Here is a 15,959-nt window from a genome sequence, read left to right as displayed (position 1 = left end):
GCCACTGCTCGCCGGCACGCAGCGGTGGCCCGTCAAACCAGCTCAATTGCAGGCGTTGCGGCAATTCGGCACGCCGGGAATGCGCCCCCTCAAGGTCGAAGCGAACGCCTTGCGCGGTGCGCGCCGGCAGGCCGACCACGCGCCCTTCCAGCCATAACGTGCGACCCTCGAGCCCTGGCGCCAGACGATCATCCATGGCCTGCTTGGCAGACCAGCAAGCCCAGCAAAAGCCCAGCAGGAACACGCCCAGTAACCACCCGCGGGTGAACAGACTGACGACAGCGCCCGCCGCAAGCAATAACAGCCATCCGACCGATGGCAGTTGAGGCACCAGGCCGAGGCTGAGCAGACCAAGTGCAAGCGCCAACATCCCTGTGCGCATGAGGTAGAGCTCCAGAAGCTGTATCAACCTCTGAGGCATAGCCCACTTGTCGGCAATGCTTGCTCAACAATTGTCACAAACTCTGAACGAGGCCGACCGGGAATCAGGGCATACTGCCTCGGTCAACGCTCCGGGAGCCCCCATGCCGCGCCGACTATTCAAACGCTACATGCCGGACCCGAGCAGTATTCGGGAACACAAGTCCTTACGCTTTTTCGGCACGTTGCTGCATGACCCGAACCTGTGGCACCTGAACCGTCATTCGGTAGCACGAGCCATGGGCGTCGGCCTGTTCGCCGCCTTGATCCCGATGCCTGCGCAAATGCTGCTGGCCGCTGCGTTGGCCATTCCGTTGCGGGGTAACCTGCCGATCGCCGTCAGCCTGGTGTGGCTGACTAACCCGCTGACCATGCCACCGGTGTTTTTCGTGACCTACATGGTCGGTGCCTGGCTGATGCAGGTACCGCCACGCGCGCTGCCCGACACATTGACCTTCCAGTGGATCACCGACCAACTGTCGACGGTCTGGCAACCCTTCCTGCTCGGTTCAATCGTCTGCGCCGTGCTGCTGGGTATGCTCGGCTATTTCAGCACCCTGCTGTACTGGCGCTGGTGGGTGGGCCGGCAATGGCGTCGTCGCCAATGCCGGTGCAACGTTTCAGGCACGCATGCCCCGGCCACTGACCAGCAGCCGCACGCACAGCAGGTAGAGCACGGCAGTGGCCACCAGCATGAAGGTGATCGCCGTGCCAATGCTGATGTCCGACACCCCTAGAATGCCGTAGCGGAACGAATTGACCATGTGCAGCACAGGGTTGGCCAACGAGACGGTCTGCCAGAACGGTGGCAGCAGGGTGATCGAATAGAACACGCCGCCCAGGTAGGTTAGCGGGGTCAGCACGAACGTCGGGATGATCGAGATGTCGTCGAAATTGCGAGCAAACACCGCGTTGACGAAGCCTAGCAACGAGAAGATGGTCGCCGTCAACAGCACCACCACCACGGTCACCCCCAGGTGATGCACCTGCAGGTCGGTGAAGAACATCGACAGGATGGTCACGATCACACCTACCGCCAAGCCACGCAGTACTCCGCCCAGTACGTACCCCACCAGGATGGTGTGTGGCGACACCGGCGAAACCATCAACTCCTCGATCGAGCGCTGGAACTTGCTACCGAAGAAGCTCGAGACCACGTTGCCGTAGGAGTTGGTGATCACCGACATCATGATCAGCCCCGGTACGATGTACTGCATGTAGGTGAACCCACCCATGTCGCCGATCTGCCGACCAATCAGGTTTCCGAAGATGACGAAGTACAGGACCATGGTGATCGCCGGGGGCAGCAAGGTCTGCGGCCAGATGCGCAGGAAGCGCCGTACCTCGCGATAGACGATGGTGTTCAGGGCGACCCAGTTGGTGCGCAGCTCCACACTCATACGGCCACCTTCGACAGGTTCTTTTCCACCAGTGACACGAACAGCTCCTCAAGTCGATTGGTCTTGTTGCGCAGGCTCAATACCTCGATGTTCAGCAGCGCCAACTGGCTGAACAGCGCGGTAATGCCGATGTCCTTGTCCACCTGTACTTCCAGCGTATGAGGCGTCAGCAATCGGCAAGGATACCCTTGCAGGGCCGGGGCACTGGCCAGGTCCTGCTTGAGGTCGAGCACGAAGGTTTCAACGTGCAGCTTGCCCAGCAGGTTGCGCATGCTGGTGTTCTCGACGATGGTGCCGTGGTCGATGATGCCGATGTTGCGGCACAGCTGTTCGGCCTCTTCCAGGTAATGGGTGGTGAGGATGATGGTGATGCCCTTCTCGTTGAGTTCGGTGAGAAAGCTCCACATCGAACGGCGCAGTTCAATGTCCACCCCGGCAGTGGGTTCGTCGAGAATCAGCAAGCGCGGTTCGTGGATCAGCGCGCGGGCAATCATCAAGCGGCGTTTCATGCCGCCAGAAAGCGAACGCGACGGTACATCGCGCTTGTCCCAAAGGCCCAGCTGGGTCAGGTATTGCTCGGCCCGCTCCTTGGCGATTTTTGGCGCAATGCCATAGTAGCCGGCCTGGGTCACGACAATGTCGAAACACTTCTCGAACTGGTTGAAGTTGAATTCCTGCGGCACGACGCCCAGGCAGCGCTTGAGCGCAGACGGCGCACGGTCTAGGTCGTGACCGAACACGTTGACTGTGCCGCTGGTCTTGTTCACCAGGGTAGAAAGGATGCCGATGGTGGTGGACTTGCCGGCGCCGTTGGGGCCAAGCAAGGCGAAGAAGTCGCCTTCGGCAACATCGAGGTCGATGCCATTGAGGGCTTGAAAGCCGTTGCCGTAGGTCTTGGTCAGCTGTCGGATGGACAGGGCAGAACTCATAGCGGGTCACTTACCGAAGAATAGGGTTCAGGACACGCCAGGCAGGTTCACTGGCGCAGTGAGTGCGGCCAATGGTGCAAGGCTCGGCCGCACAAGTACAGTCACGTGTATCGATAGTGACTATCGAAACGGCTGCGGTGTTCGATCAGGTCAGCGCAGTCATCACGCCAGCCTGATAGGCCGGGCGGCTCTTGAGGCGTTCGTACCACGCCTTGAGGTGGTACATGTCCGGACGCTCGATGGGCATCTCGAACCAGGCGTAGGCGAAGCACCCCAGTGGGATATCACCCATGCCAATGTGTTCTCCCGACAGATACGGCTGTGTGGCCAGGGCCTGATCGGCCATGGACAGCAACTGTGCGCACTGCTTGTGCGCCGCATTGATCGCCACCCAGTCCCGCTGATCTTCAGGGGTGCGCAGCATGCCCCAGAATAGCGGACGGAAAGGGGTCGCCAGGGAAGAGGTGGTCCAGTCCATCCACTTATCGGCCAGGGCGCGCTGGCGCGGATCGTCCAGGTACCAGCCCTGCGCCTGACCATATTCGGCGCACAAGTAGCGGACGATGGCGTTGGATTCCCACAGGGTCAGGTCGCCATCTTCCAGCATAGGCACCAGGCCATTTGGGTTGCGTGCGCGGTAGTACGGCTCATCTACCACGCCGAAAGCGCCTCCAGCGTCGATCGACTCGAAATCCAGACCCAGCTCATGGGCAATCCACAATGCCTTGCGCACATTGCTCGAGTTCTTGCGGCCCCAGATCTTCAGCATGACGACGTCCTCAGGAATGCTCAGGTCATGCAGTCTACTCCAGACATTAGCCGGCTGTACGCGCGAAGATACCGGCAAGAACGAGCATGAACTGAAACTCACGCTGCCACACCCTGTCACTGTTCTGACAGTGCCGTTCATAGCGTGGTGTCTAAGCTCTGTGGGATGGCCAAGCCCCTGGTTCCAAGGAGGAGTGATTATGTTGCTGTTGTGGCTGCTAGTGCTGGTGATCGGCACTCTTTACCTCATGCACCGGCGCCTGCCGCCCTTGCAGATACTTGGCATCGTTGCCGTCTACACGCTGCTGATGGGCATCTTCAGCAAAGCCCCCGGCTGGCTGTTGGTTGTGGTGTGGCTGGTGATCGCGCTCAACGCCGCGCTCGTGTTACTGCCCGAGTGGCGCCGCAAGGTATTCACGGGCCCGGTGTTCAAATGGTTCAAGCGCACATTGCCCCCCATGTCGCAGACCGAGCGCGAGGCGATCGATGCCGGCACCGTGTGGTGGGACGGCGAGCTGTTCAGTGGCCGCCCCGACTGGCGTACCCTGCTCGCCTACCCTGCGCCAATGCTCACCGAAGAGGAGCAGGCCTTCCTCGATGGCCCGACCGAGGCACTCTGCGCGATGGTCAGCGACTGGCAGATCGGCCAGGACATGGACCTGCCACCGCAGGCCTGGCAGCACATCAAGGATCACGGGTTCTTCGCCCTCATCATTCCCAAGGCGTACGGGGGAAAGGGCTTTTCCGCCTACGCCCACTCCCAGGTGGCGATGAAGCTCGCCACGCGCAGCGGTGACCTGGCCTCCACGGTCATGGTCCCCAATTCCCTGGGCCCTGCCGAGTTGCTGCTGCATTACGGCACCAACGAACAGCGCGATCACTACCTGCCGCGCCTGGCTCGCGGTGAAGACATCCCCTGCTTTGCCCTCACAGGTCCCCACGCTGGCTCCGACGCCGGGGCAATGCCCGACACTGGCGTGATCTGCAAAGGCCAGTGGAAGGGGGAAGACGTCATAGGCCTGCGCCTGAACTGGGAGAAGCGTTACATCACCCTCGGGCCGGTCGCCACCCTGCTGGGCCTTGCCTTCAAGGCTTACGACCCGGACCACTTGCTCGGCGAGACAGAAGAACTTGGCATCAGCCTGGCGCTGATTCCCACCGACACACCCGGCGTTGAGATCGGCAAACGCCACCTGCCGTTGGGCGCGGCTTTCATGAATGGCCCCAACAGTGGCAAGGACGTGTTCATCCCCCTGGACTACCTGATTGGCGGCAAGGACATGCTCGGCAAGGGCTGGATGATGCTGATGAACTGCCTGTCGGTAGGCCGCTCCATCTCGCTGCCGGCAGTTGGCACGGGCGCTGCCAAGTACACCAGCCTGGTCACAGGCCAATACGCGAACATCCGCGAGCAGTTCAACGTGCCCCTGGCGGCCTTCGAGGGTATCCAGGAATCGTTGGCACGCATCGGCGGCAACGCCTGGTTGATGGACAGCGCCCGCTTGCTCACGGCCAAGGCCGTGGATTTGGGTGAGAAACCGTCGGTGCTGTCGGCGATTCTCAAGTACCACCTGACCGAGCGCGGCCGTGAGTGCATTCAGCACGCGATGGACGTGCACGGCGGCAAGGGCATCATCATGGGCCCCAACAACTACCTGGGCCGCAACTGGCAGGGCGCGCCCATATTCATTACCGTCGAGGGGGCCAACATCCTCTCGCGCAACCTGATGATCTTCGGCCAAGGCGCCATACGCTGCCATCCGTTCGTACTCAAGGAAATGGCCCTGGCCGCGCGCCAGGACCAGGACCAGGCGCTGGTGGAGTTCGATGATTTGCTGGCCAAGCACATTGGTTTTGCGACGGGCAATGCGGCCAGCACCCTGATCTACGGACTGGGCCTGGGCCGCTTCGAGCAGGTGCCCGGCGATGCCCTGAGCCAAGGCTACTTCCGCGCCCTCAACCGCCAGGCGGCGGCATTTGCCCTGTTGGCCGACCTGTCCATGATGCTGCTCGGTGGTGCACTTAAGCGCCGCGAGCGACTTAGCGCGCGGCTGGGTGATGTACTGAGCTATCTGTATCTGGCCAGCGCAGCGCTCAAACGCTACCACGATCAGGGCTCGGCCGAGCACCTGCGGCCGCTGTTGCGCTGGGCCTTGGAAGAGAGTCTGGGGCAAGCCGAATGCGCCCTGGATCGGCTGCTCGATAACTTCCCCAATCGCTTCGTGGGCTGTGCACTGCGCGTACTGGTGTTCCCTTTCGGTCGGCGCCATACCGGCCCCAGTGACGAACTCGATGCCCAAGTGGCTGAGCTGATCGGCCGTAGAAAGGGTGATCCGGCCCTGGAAGAACTGCTTGGCGGCTGCTACCGCCCACAGGGCGAGAACGACCCCGTTGCCGCCCTCCAGCAGGCCAGCGATCTGCTCGACAGCACGGCACCGCTGAGCAAGGCCTTGCACCAGGCGCTCAAGCAAGGCGATGTCCGCCCTGCGCCTGGCCAGTCGACCATCGATGCAGCGGTCGAGGCTGGCGTCTTGCAACCGGACGAGGGGCAACGCCTGCACGCGGCTGAACAGGCGCGGCGCAAGGTCATCGATGTGGATGCCTTTGACAAGGTGCAGTTGACACCCGAACCCGGGAAAGTGCGCTGAGTCTTTCCGAACGACAGGGGAGGCGTATACTCCGCCCCCCTTTCAGCCATACCGAGGACCCCTGCCATGGCCAACCCACACCTGGAATACCACCTGCAATTGCTGCAGCACCTGCGCACCATCCTCGTGGCGCTGGGCGAAGCGGAGCAGGTGCCGGAAGAAAGCCATACCCTGTTTCTCGAACGCTTTGACGAACTGCTGACCGTGTTGCCACAAGACCCACTGCAAAGCCAGTACCTGGGCCAGGACTTGATCTGCCAAGTGATTCAGCGTTACCCGCAAATCGCACATTTGGTGCCCCGCGATCTGCTATGGTTCTTTGCCGGTGATTGCCTGCACTTCATGCCTGATGAAGAGCTGGATATGTATCAACAGCTCGAGGAGCTTCGCTTCGCAGCGCAGGAAAGCGGTCAACCCTTTGACTGGCATCAGCACAAGCAGCTGCTGAGCCAACAACGCCAAGGCAGTAGCCACTGATTCACCCAGGTATCCCACGCCGGACGTGGGATACCTCGTCCTCCCCTGGAACGTGTTCTTATTAATACGTTGCCTTCAGCTGATGCCGGATTCACGCTTTCTTACTCTTTTTAGAGAATAGGCCTATTGCGCCACACCGCTCAATTATTAACTTGAAAAAAATTCCCCCGCCCCTCAGAAAAATCAACACACAACTAATACATAGTCTTATAGTTAAAAAATATAACAAACATCGAACTCATATTATCCTTGCAACTAAAAAAGTGACTTCTATAAAATTCGCGCCGAAGTTAAAGAACACCAATACCACTGGCGTTCAATTAACCTTTCAGTCATTTAATATTAGTCACTCGAACAAGGATCCTTATGAAAAAGTCTCTCCTGGCCGCATCGCTCGGCTTCCTCATGACGGCCATTGGCACGTCGGCAAACGCCAACACAGGCCTTGTAATGTTTGACGGCAAAATCACTGCCGACACTTGCCCGATCATCATTTCGCCACCTTCCGGCGCCATCGGCAGCGCCGTGGAGATGGGTGAGCTGCCAGCCAGCGCCTTCAAGGCCAGTGGTGAAGAGTACAACCAACGCACCTTCGCACTGGTAGTGGAAGAGGGCGCGGTGTGTGGTTTCAGCAGCAACAAAGCCACCGTCACCTTCGAGGGCACTGCCGATGTCAGCGGCAACTATTTCGCGGTCACCCCTACTTCCGATGGTGCCAAGAACGTAGCCATCGCGCTGCGTGACCGCACTGGCAGTTCGGTCGCCCCAGGTAGCGCATCGGCCGAGTACGACCTGAATGATACGGGCCAGTCTCGCATGGTGTTCCACGCGACCTACCGCGCAACCAGCGTACCTGTGTTGCCAGGCGCAGCGTCGGCCAGCATTCACTTCACCGTCGACATCATCTGACCTGCCGAGCCCGGCTACAGGCCGGGCTCACACCTTGTACCCCCATCGCGTCCAGGTGCCGTTGCGCACCTGGTCTAGAGGACGACTTTCAATGCCAGGTTTTTCAGTACGGGCGGCTTCGCTGCGCGCGATATTCAGCACCTGCGCAGCGGCATTGCTGCTTATCCTGCCCGTTGGCAGCAGTCAGGCTGCGCTCACATTGAGCAACACGCGGATCGTTTACCCAAGCGACAGCCGCAGCACATCCGTCGTGGTGCGTAACCCCAGTAAACAGACGTATGCAGCGCAAGTCTGGATCAATACCCAGGCTGACGACAGTGTCACCGCAGTGCCGCTGATGCCTTCACCGCAGTTGTTTCGCCTCGATCCTGGTCAGGAGCAACTGTTGCAGATCAGCGCCTTGCCCAACGATCTGGCCGAAGACAGAGAAAGCCTGTTTTTCCTGAACCTCCAGGAAATCCCGCAAGCCGTGCCAGGCCAGTACAACACCCTGAACATCGCGCTGCGTACACGTCTGAAGCTGTTTTACCGGCCCCACCAGCTCAAGGGCAGCCCTGCCACCCAGGCAAACCACTTGCAGTTTTCACTGCATTCGGCCAACGGCCAGACGCAACTGAGGGCACACAACCCCACCCCGTTCCACGTCACCTTCAGTCAGCTGGAGGTGGTCGGTGCGCAGCGTTCCGGTAAGTTGGAAAACCTTCCGATGCTGCCACCGTTTGGCGATCACTACTTGCCGCTGGACGGAGTTCGGCCTGGCCCTGACCTGCAGGCCAGGTTCAGCATCATCAATGACTTCGGTGGCTACACCAAGCCTTTCACCCTGCCTATCGCCAATCGCCCCTAGCTTGCCGTCATAGGCGAGGAACTTTCCATGCCATTAATCACGCCCGGACGCCCGTGCGGCGCCTGCTTGTGCCTGCTAATCGGCATCAGCCCCTGGCTGCCAGTCGCCCATGCCAGCTCCCACAGCCAACCTGCAATGCAGTTCGATGCGCATTTCTTGCGCCAGGCCGGTACCCAGCCTGACAGCGTGTCGAGTATCGCACTGGACGCCCTTGCCGACTCGACCTCGCTGCCGCCTGGCCGCTACCGGGTCGATGTCGTGCTCAACCTGGAGTTCGTGGGCAACCATGAATTGACGTTCATCCTGCAAGACGAGCGCCTGGACGCCTGCTTGCCCGGGCCCTTGCTCGTCGGCATGGGAGTGCGGCTCGAAAGCCTGCAGGATCCTACACTGGCCACGGCGACCTGCCTGGATTTGCCTGCCGTCATTCCAGGCGCCACATCGACGTTCGATGCCGCAACGCTACGCCTGACGTTGTCGGTGCCACAGATCGCCATGCGCCGTGATCTGGCCAGCCAGGTGGAGACTGCGCAGTGGGACCACGGCATCAACGCAGCCTTCATCAATTACCAAGCCTCCACCTACCAAGGCCACAACCGCTATTCGGGGCGTTATTCGAGCGCTGACCTGAACATCAACAGCGGTGTCAACCTTGGCGCCTGGCGGCTGCGCAGCAGCCAGGCATGGCGCGAAAACGGTACGGGTGCAACACGCTGGAGCCGGTCCCAATCCTACGCACAACGAGGTATCGCAGGGCTGCGCGGCAATCTCACGATCGGCGAAACGTTTCTCGACAGCGATGTCTTTCGCGGTATTCCTCTGCTTGGCGTCCAAGTTGCCTCGGATACGAGCATGCTGCCCGACACGCTGCAGCAGTACGCCCCGATCATCCGTGGCGTGGCGCAAACCCGGGCCAAGCTCGAGGTGTGGCAGAACGGGTATCCGATCTACACCACTTACGTGAGCCCTGGGCCCTATGCCATCGACGACTTGAGCCCAGGCGGCAGCGGTGAGCTGGATATTGTCCTGACCGAGGACGATGGCCGCGTACAACGCTACACCCAGCCCTATGCCACGCTCAGCAACCTGTTGCGTGAAGGCGTGTGGCGCTACAGCATTGCCGTGGGTCGCTACAACCCAGCCGCTAGCTTCGACCGCCCGACCGTATGGCAATCCACCGCCGCAGTGGGCATGCCGTGGAACACCACGCTCTACGGTGGGCTGATGGCCAGCCACTACTACCACGCCGCCAATATCGGCCTGGGCAAGGATTTAGGCGATTGGGGCGCGCTTGGCTTGGACATCACCCAGGCCAACAGCGAAGCGGCCTCTGGCAACCAACAAGGCCAAAGCCACGCGATCAGGTATGGCAAGACCTTTGCCAGCCAGACCACCCTGCGCTTTGCCGGCTATCGTTACTCGACCCGCGGATACCGCGACTTCGACGAAGCCGTGCGTGAACATAGCGGACAAGACAGCTTCATGGGAGCCCGTCGAAGCCGCCTGGAAGCGGCCGTTCACCAGCCTGTGGGGCAGCGCAGCGGCCTGAGCCTGACCTATTCGCAGCAAGACTACTGGCAACGCTCGACCACCCAGCGTCAGTATCAGGTCAATTTCACAACCCACCATGGCGGGGTCAACTACAGCCTGTTTGCCTCCCAGTCATTGAACGACGACTTCCCGTCCCAACGCCTGTTCGGCCTGACGCTGAGTATGCCGCTGGACATCGGTCACAGCGCCACGGCGTCCTTCGATGCGCTGAGCAACAACCAGGGCCACAGTCAGCGTGCCACGCTCAACGGTTCCAGCACACAGTACCCCATCAGCTACAGCGCCAGCCTCAGTCAGAACGAAAGCAAGCAGAAGGCCGCAGCATTGAGCATCGCGCACCAAGGCCGCAGTGGCTCGCTGGGCGCAGGTTTCACCGAAGCTGGTGATTACCGCAGCCTTTCCCTCAATGCCAGTGGTGCGTTGTTGTTCCATGAGGATGGCTTGGCCGTTGGCCCGTACCTTGGGGATACGGCGGCCCTGATCGAGGTCCCCGACATTGCGGATGTGGGTGTGCGCAATGCCACCGGAGCGCTGACCAATGCCAAGGGCTTTGCCTTGGTACCGCACCTGCAACCCTACCGCAACAATAGTCTGGTGCTGCAGACCGACCGCCTCGGCCCGGAGGTGGAAATCGACAACGGTTCGGCACGCGTGGTGCCAAGCCGAGGCGCCGTGGTCAAGCACCGCTTCGAGGCCCGCCGCGTGACCCGCTTGGTGCTGACGCTGCGTACTGCACAAGGCAGACCGTTGCCTTTCGGCGCCCAAGTAGTCGACAGCCTGGGCAAGCAGCTGGGCATCGTCGGCCAGGCGGGCCAAGTCATGCTTTCCACGCATACCCAGGCGCAGGTGTTGAGCGTGCGCTGGAACGAGCATGAGGACGGCATGTGCCAAGTCGCAGTTGACCCCAAAGACTCGCCTGCTCAGCAAGGCTATCACCTGCTATCGCTGGTCTGCGGCTAGGCCCTATGTTTGTAGCGCCCAGCCTGAGCACAGGCTGGGCTGTGAAGGAGTCCCAATGATGAAATACCTGACAGTGTGCGCTGCGTTGGTGCTAAGCATCAGCAGCCAGCCAGCAGTGGCCGCCTCCGAAGTCAAAAGCAAGGCCTGCTGGTGGTTCGATAAATACCCAACAGGCCCAATGACGTTCATTCGTAAACTCGGTACCGTGCATGTGCCGCGCGATGCCCAGGTAGGTCGCCAACTGGGCGGTTTCAACGTTTATGATTTCACGAATAACGAGGCGAACAGCCTCTTGGAGTGTTTTAACCGCGGGACGCGCTGGCACTTCAAGTTTGAACCGGTACGCCCGTTGCTCCCCATCCATACCATCGATGGCAGCCCGATCTTGCAAACCAATATCCCGGGTATTGGTGCACGTATCGAGTTGGATTGGCCATTCAGTGACCAAGGTCCGACAACATTCATACCTTACGGGCGCAACCCACCGCTGGTGCCGTTTACTGCCTATCACGATGCCGAGAACACGTCAGCGTTTCAGCTGAGATTCATTGAAAACAACGTGACCCTGTACAAGACCGGGCCAATTCCGCCCGGCATCCACAAACTCGATACGAGCATGTTCACAGGGTACTTTGATGAACCGACCGTTGGCTTGGCGCTGACCTATTATTTGCAAGCCGAAGTGGTCAACAGCGAGTGCAGCCTGGAAGGCACAGGCGTCAGCCCTAACCCGGTCAAGCTAGGCGAGTGGGAGCGCTCGCGATTTAGCGCGCCCGGAGTCACCACGCCGGCAGAACCCTTCACCATCACGCTCAGCGGCTGTGAGGTCGACCCTGAGCACAACACCTACGCCACCATCGAGCTCACCGGCATCAATGGTTCAATTCCGATCGGCTCGCCCCTGGAAGGTATTTTTTCACTGACTACCACATCGTCGGCGCGAGGCGTAGGCATACGAATTCTCAAGCAAGATGGCACGCCCCTGGCATTGAACAAAGAGGTGCCGCTGAGACCCCTGGCCGATGGCACCACGCCGCTGCGTTTCAGTGCGCAGTTCATTCAGGTGGAAGCGGCCACCGCCGTGCGTGCGGGTGACGCCAACGGAGCACTCAACTTCACCATTCGCTACCGCTAAACTGCGCTTCGATGCCCTACCCCGCCTATGCACCTTCTACTGGCTCATACCGCTGAGTACATCTTCGGGATCGTAATGGTAGCGAGCAGCACCGGTGGGTCCATCGACACTCTGCAGGCGGTTCAACGCATCGTACGTCAGGGTACGGCCGGCTTCGTCCTGGATCAGGTTGCCATTGGCATCATAGCGCAGCTGCACCGCCGGCAGAGATGAATGCTCGATGGAGGTCAACTGCGCTGGGTCCGCGGCATTTTCGAATTTGTAGACGACCCGCGAACGGCTATTGTCGGCCGCAGTGGTCGTCAACAGGTCGATGTTGTCGATCGCATCCAAGCGGAACAGTTGAGTCTTGATTTGCTGGCCATAGGGGTCAATCGGACATTGCTCGCCCGCGCAGTTGTAGTCGGTCAGGCGTCCGCGCAAATCGTATTTGTAGGATTCTTCGCGTAGCACACCGGTTTCATCGGACAGTACCCGCAGGACGAGCTTGTCGACGTCATCATAAGCTTGGCTGAGGGTCTGAGTATGCTCGGCCACGAAGACCCACTCGCCCGTATCCTCGTCCAGCGCAAAGCGGCCGAACTCGAAGGTGCGTAGGTCTTCGCGATCATGTGGGTCATACCGCAGTTGCGTACGCAGCGCCTGATCACTGGCCATGTCCTGGGTGGTCGTGGTGTGCAGGCGACCAAATAGGTCGTAGCTGAAGTGGGCCTGAAGCAACGGCTGGTCGGTTAGTGCGGCGTACAAGGTGGTGCGTTTCAGCTGCCCCAGGGCATCGTAGTCGTTGCTTTGAACCTGGCCGAGCACATCCTGGTACTCCAGCAGACGGCTGCGATAGCTGTAGTCGTAACGCATCTCGAAAGGCGCAGCCTCGCCCTCAACCCAGCGCCTTTCCACTTTCACGTCCCCATTACTGAAATGATCCCGAGTCAAGCGCAGGTCAGGGATTTCACAGTCGATCAAGCGCGCATTTTGTGGATCGTGGGTGAAGCGGGTGGTGACGCCGCCGACCGTACGCACCGTAGGCTGCTCGCTGAGGCTGGGCTGGTACTCGTAATGGACACGCTCGCCGCTGGGCATGGTTACCCAGCACGGCTTGCGCTGGCCGGGTCCGTACTCGAAGCGCTGCAGGCGCCCCCCGGTCGTGGCGCTGATACGCCGGTTCAGGCCGTCGAAGCCTTGTTCACCCAGTAGTTGATCGCCGCCGCGGCTGCTCGATACGCTGATACGCGTGGGCAGGTCTTCGCGGCTATGGGCGGCAAAGCTTCGCCGCACTTGGGCAGCATCGGGCAGGGTGTGGATCACCAAGCGCTCGAAGGCGTCATAGGTGTATCGATTGACACGCTGAGGTTTGCCCGCCATGCCTACGCTCTCCTCGAACAGGCGCCCGAGCCCGTCGTACTGATTGCGTTGCAGGCTGATGGCGTCAGCTGGCTCCAGCTTGCCAGGCGCAAAGCGTTCTATACGCGTGGGTTTATCGAACAGGTTGAGCCACGTAACGGTGATACCGCTGGAGACGAGGTTCCCCTGCTCGTCGAGTACCTCACGCCATTGGGTGATAACAGGGCCTTTGGAAGCAGGGGTACCGACGGGGTCAGTGCGCGTGTACTCGCGCACGCCGTCTGGCCCAACCACGCAGTCCTGCTCGCCCCAGTCGTCGTACTCGAACGTGCTGGTCAGTTCCAGCTGCTGATCGCCGAGCCAGTCGATTTCGGTTTGCGTCTGCATCTGACCCAGTGCGTCGTACCCGGCGCGGTAGGTCTGGCGCAGCGTTTCGCCGAGCAGAGGGTGATCGACGTCCATGCGCTGTTCCTCGACCACCCGGTTCAGGCCGTCCAGATAGGTGATGGTCTTTACGCCCTTGACGTCAAACTGCCACTGTTCGGGCACACCGTTAGCGGAATCTCGCAAGAAATACGTATAGCGTCGAGTGGCTTCGTGGGGTTTGCCCGGCGCTACCGTCTCTTGGGTCACCCGTTGCAACGGGTCGTACTCGTAACGGATTTCGACGTCATTGTCATCGCGGTTGAGCAGCGGCTGGCCGGTGTGCAGCGAATGCTCCAGGGTGGTCTGCTTGACCTCACCGTCGTACCCGGTCAGCGTCTCAAGCGTGTGCAAGACGCTCTGCCGGGTGTAGGTGCTCAGTGGCGTAGAGTAGTCATAATGGGTGACGGTATCGAGGGTCGCTTCGGGTGGATCCTCCGGTCCTGCGGGGTACTGCACGGTTTTTTCCCTCACCCGCCCCATACAGCTGGCTGCCTGATGTTCGTACTCATAACGCGTGCACTCCAGCCAGCGCTCGCCATCGTCCACATCGACCAGCGTTTCGCTTTCGACTTCGAACCACGGCACCGTCAACCTTGGACCGGGCTGCTCGGCGTCGTCAAGCGGCGCATAGGCCACATAGCTGAAACGTTGGCTGAGCACCGGTGCCAAGCCCTGCCCGTCGCTGGCCGGATAGGTGGTCGTGCTTTTGAGGTGCCGCACAAAGCCACTGGGGTCGTGCGGATGCCCTTCTTGCTCCGCCGCCTGGAACCATTCGTTGCGCACCTCGATGCCGTTGGCTTCCTTGCGGGTCAAGACGTTGCCATGGTTATCGTAGGTACTGATAACCGATTCCGAACGCGCGGGTACTTCGCTGCCGACCACCACCCACCGGCGCGTTTCCTCGGTGGGCAACTGGAACGTGGGCGGCTGGCGGTGGAAGCCACCTGCGTTGATGGTGTATCCCGTGGCAGAGGTTTGTTGGCAATTGCCTTGCAGGGTCTTTACTTCAGTCAGCAGATGGTAACGGTTGAAGGTGCGGGTGATGCTACGAATCTCCTGGCCTTCCTGTTTCCAGACCTCCACGCTCTGATACTCGTAGGTATCGCTGTCGGCGAGTTTGTAGAGGTTATCCAAGCCATCGTCGCGCCATGGCAGCGATGTGCCGCCACCTATGAAGTTGTGCGCGCCAGGGTAGCGGTAGTCCACATCCACCAAAGGCTGCCCTGCCCCGGGTTCGATTTGATGCCGGGTGACCCGAGGAAGCGGCGAAGGCCGGCCGCTGCCAGCAGGGAATTGGTGACCGGCATCAGCGTATGAGAGCATTTCCACTGCTCCCGTTGGCGTAGTCACACGGCTCAGACAGAGGTGCCCGTGTGTACGTACGTACATCATATCCCACCGCGCCTGTTCGACCTGCTTGCCCTGCGCTTCGCCCAATACACTGATGCGCTCGACCCGTTGATCATCCTCCTTGAGCTGCATGTCGTAGGTGACCAGGGGCGCTCCGTCTGCACCGACGAACGGGTGCAGCTTCAACACGACGGCATTGGCCGTGCGAGCGGTCTGGAACAGGATACGGCGCTTGCCATCGTTCTGCTGAGTGTCGTCACTGATGGAGTCGAGTACCGGATGCTGGCTGTTGAACAGCCGATACGTGAAAGCCAGGCTCTGGCCCTGGGCCGAGAACAGCCGAGCCGGCAAGAATACCGGAGCCTGGTTACTGCCTTGGCGAGTCAGTATCTCTACCAAGCCCGAGCGGTGCTCAATCCTGAAGGCATCATCACTGTCACGATAGACCTTGAAATTGACCAGTTTCTGCTCTGCCAGCACCATCGGCTGCGCATTCCGGTCGGTGATGCGGTACGTTTCGCCTGTGCCCAAGGCCAGCACCTGGTTATCCGGTGTGTACTGGGATAACTGGAGCGTCCAGCCAGCGCCGTAGCCGGAGTCGATGATATTGAGGGGCGAGAATGACAACGTCGGTGTGAATTCCGGGCCCAGCAACGTATTGGCACCGAGGTCGGGCAGTTCGATCTTCATCGTGTATTGCCCGGTGCGCGGATCGACACCACCCTGGATGAAGCTCATGAAGTTGAAGGCGTTGGAATGGAGTGAGTGCTTGACGGACATGGTGCCCCCCGGCCTTGG

General features: G+C 60.4%; 12 protein-coding genes. 7 read left to right on the top strand and 5 right to left on the bottom strand.

Going from position 1 to position 15,959, the window contains the following annotated elements:
• The coding region (locus tag B2S33_RS01640) for a DUF4131 domain-containing protein (RefSeq protein ID WP_288649581.1) at positions 1-382 on the bottom strand (382 nt) is incomplete at its 3' end.
• A gap of 142 nt (positions 383-524) precedes the next feature.
• On the opposite strand from B2S33_RS01640, the gene B2S33_RS01635 reads away from it, so the two are divergent.
• The gene (locus tag B2S33_RS01635; protein ID WP_115933573.1) at positions 525-1,157 is read left to right on the top strand and encodes a DUF2062 domain-containing protein; all 633 of its coding nucleotides are present in this window, start codon (positions 525-527) and stop codon (positions 1,155-1,157) included.
• Here B2S33_RS01635 and B2S33_RS01630 read toward each other — a convergent pair.
• The 3 genes from B2S33_RS01630 to B2S33_RS01620 form a co-directional block, all read right to left on the bottom strand.
• Positions 1,041-1,820, bottom strand: coding sequence for an ABC transporter permease (locus B2S33_RS01630; protein ID WP_023533108.1), 780 nt, complete (start codon positions 1,818-1,820; stop codon positions 1,041-1,043). The genes B2S33_RS01635 and B2S33_RS01630 overlap by 117 nt on opposite strands.
• Entirely contained in the window at positions 1,817-2,749 is a 933-nt protein-coding gene (locus B2S33_RS01625) for an ABC transporter ATP-binding protein (protein ID WP_027914346.1), read from the bottom strand. Before B2S33_RS01625 ends, B2S33_RS01630 begins: the two co-directional genes overlap by 4 nt.
• A gap of 145 nt (positions 2,750-2,894) precedes the next feature.
• On the bottom strand, positions 2,895-3,518 hold the full coding sequence (locus tag B2S33_RS01620; RefSeq protein WP_059183203.1) for a glutathione S-transferase: 624 nt from the start codon (positions 3,516-3,518) through the stop codon (positions 2,895-2,897).
• Positions 3,519-3,717: 199 nt separating this feature from the next.
• On the opposite strand from B2S33_RS01620, the gene B2S33_RS01615 reads away from it, so the two are divergent.
• The 6 genes from B2S33_RS01615 to B2S33_RS01590 all read left to right on the top strand — a co-directional run bounded on the left by B2S33_RS01615 (position 3,718) and on the right by B2S33_RS01590 (position 12,044).
• Complete coding sequence (locus tag B2S33_RS01615) at positions 3,718-6,165, top strand: acyl-CoA dehydrogenase (protein ID WP_288649579.1); 2,448 nt, start codon at positions 3,718-3,720, stop codon at positions 6,163-6,165.
• A 66-nt stretch (positions 6,166-6,231) separates the two neighbouring features.
• Positions 6,232-6,642, top strand: coding sequence for a PA2817 family protein (locus B2S33_RS01610; RefSeq protein ID WP_027914343.1), 411 nt, complete (start codon positions 6,232-6,234; stop codon positions 6,640-6,642).
• Positions 6,643-7,008: 366 nt separating this feature from the next.
• Positions 7,009-7,551, top strand: coding sequence for a fimbrial protein (locus B2S33_RS01605; protein WP_110606726.1), 543 nt, complete (start codon positions 7,009-7,011; stop codon positions 7,549-7,551).
• A 91-nt stretch (positions 7,552-7,642) separates the two neighbouring features.
• Positions 7,643-8,398, top strand: coding sequence for a fimbrial biogenesis chaperone (locus tag B2S33_RS01600; RefSeq protein WP_088523028.1), 756 nt, complete (start codon positions 7,643-7,645; stop codon positions 8,396-8,398).
• 27 nt (positions 8,399-8,425) lie between these two features.
• Positions 8,426-10,909, top strand: a complete 2,484-nt coding sequence (locus B2S33_RS01595) for a fimbria/pilus outer membrane usher protein (protein ID WP_088523027.1) — start codon at positions 8,426-8,428, stop codon at positions 10,907-10,909.
• A 55-nt stretch (positions 10,910-10,964) separates the two neighbouring features.
• A complete protein-coding gene (locus B2S33_RS01590; RefSeq protein WP_178102893.1) occupies positions 10,965-12,044 on the top strand; it encodes a fimbrial protein in 1,080 nt (359 codons plus the stop codon).
• Between the two features lie 36 nt (positions 12,045-12,080).
• On the opposite strand, the gene B2S33_RS01585 is transcribed toward B2S33_RS01590, so the two are convergent.
• A complete protein-coding gene (locus B2S33_RS01585) occupies positions 12,081-15,941 on the bottom strand; it encodes an RHS repeat domain-containing protein (protein ID WP_288649577.1) in 3,861 nt (1,286 codons plus the stop codon).
• Positions 15,942-15,959: the final 18 nt, after the last annotated feature.

The organism is Pseudomonas sp. UBA5568, from assembly GCF_002425525.1.
Lineage (GTDB): Bacteria > Pseudomonadota > Gammaproteobacteria > Pseudomonadales > Pseudomonadaceae > Aquipseudomonas > Aquipseudomonas fulva.
The sequence above is the reverse complement of the archived record's forward strand: the minus strand, read 5'-3'. Positions and strand labels throughout refer to the sequence as shown.

Coding starts and splice junctions, on each gene's coding strand:
- B2S33_RS01635 (WP_115933573.1), top strand. CDS start 525: ATGCCGCGCCGACTATTCAAACGCTACATGCCGGACCCGAGCAGTATT.
- B2S33_RS01605 (WP_110606726.1), top strand. CDS start 7,009: ATGAAAAAGTCTCTCCTGGCCGCATCGCTCGGCTTCCTCATGACGGCC.
- B2S33_RS01600 (WP_088523028.1), top strand. CDS start 7,643: ATGCCAGGTTTTTCAGTACGGGCGGCTTCGCTGCGCGCGATATTCAGC.
- B2S33_RS01615 (WP_288649579.1), top strand. CDS start 3,718: ATGTTGCTGTTGTGGCTGCTAGTGCTGGTGATCGGCACTCTTTACCTC.
- B2S33_RS01620 (WP_059183203.1), bottom strand. CDS start 3,518: ATGCTGAAGATCTGGGGCCGCAAGAACTCGAGCAATGTGCGCAAGGCA.
- B2S33_RS01630 (WP_023533108.1), bottom strand. CDS start 1,820: ATGAGTGTGGAGCTGCGCACCAACTGGGTCGCCCTGAACACCATCGTC.
- B2S33_RS01585 (WP_288649577.1), bottom strand. CDS start 15,941: ATGTCCGTCAAGCACTCACTCCATTCCAACGCCTTCAACTTCATGAGC.
- B2S33_RS01610 (WP_027914343.1), top strand. CDS start 6,232: ATGGCCAACCCACACCTGGAATACCACCTGCAATTGCTGCAGCACCTG.
- B2S33_RS01590 (WP_178102893.1), top strand. CDS start 10,965: ATGATGAAATACCTGACAGTGTGCGCTGCGTTGGTGCTAAGCATCAGC.
- B2S33_RS01625 (WP_027914346.1), bottom strand. CDS start 2,749: ATGAGTTCTGCCCTGTCCATCCGACAGCTGACCAAGACCTACGGCAAC.
- B2S33_RS01595 (WP_088523027.1), top strand. CDS start 8,426: ATGCCATTAATCACGCCCGGACGCCCGTGCGGCGCCTGCTTGTGCCTG.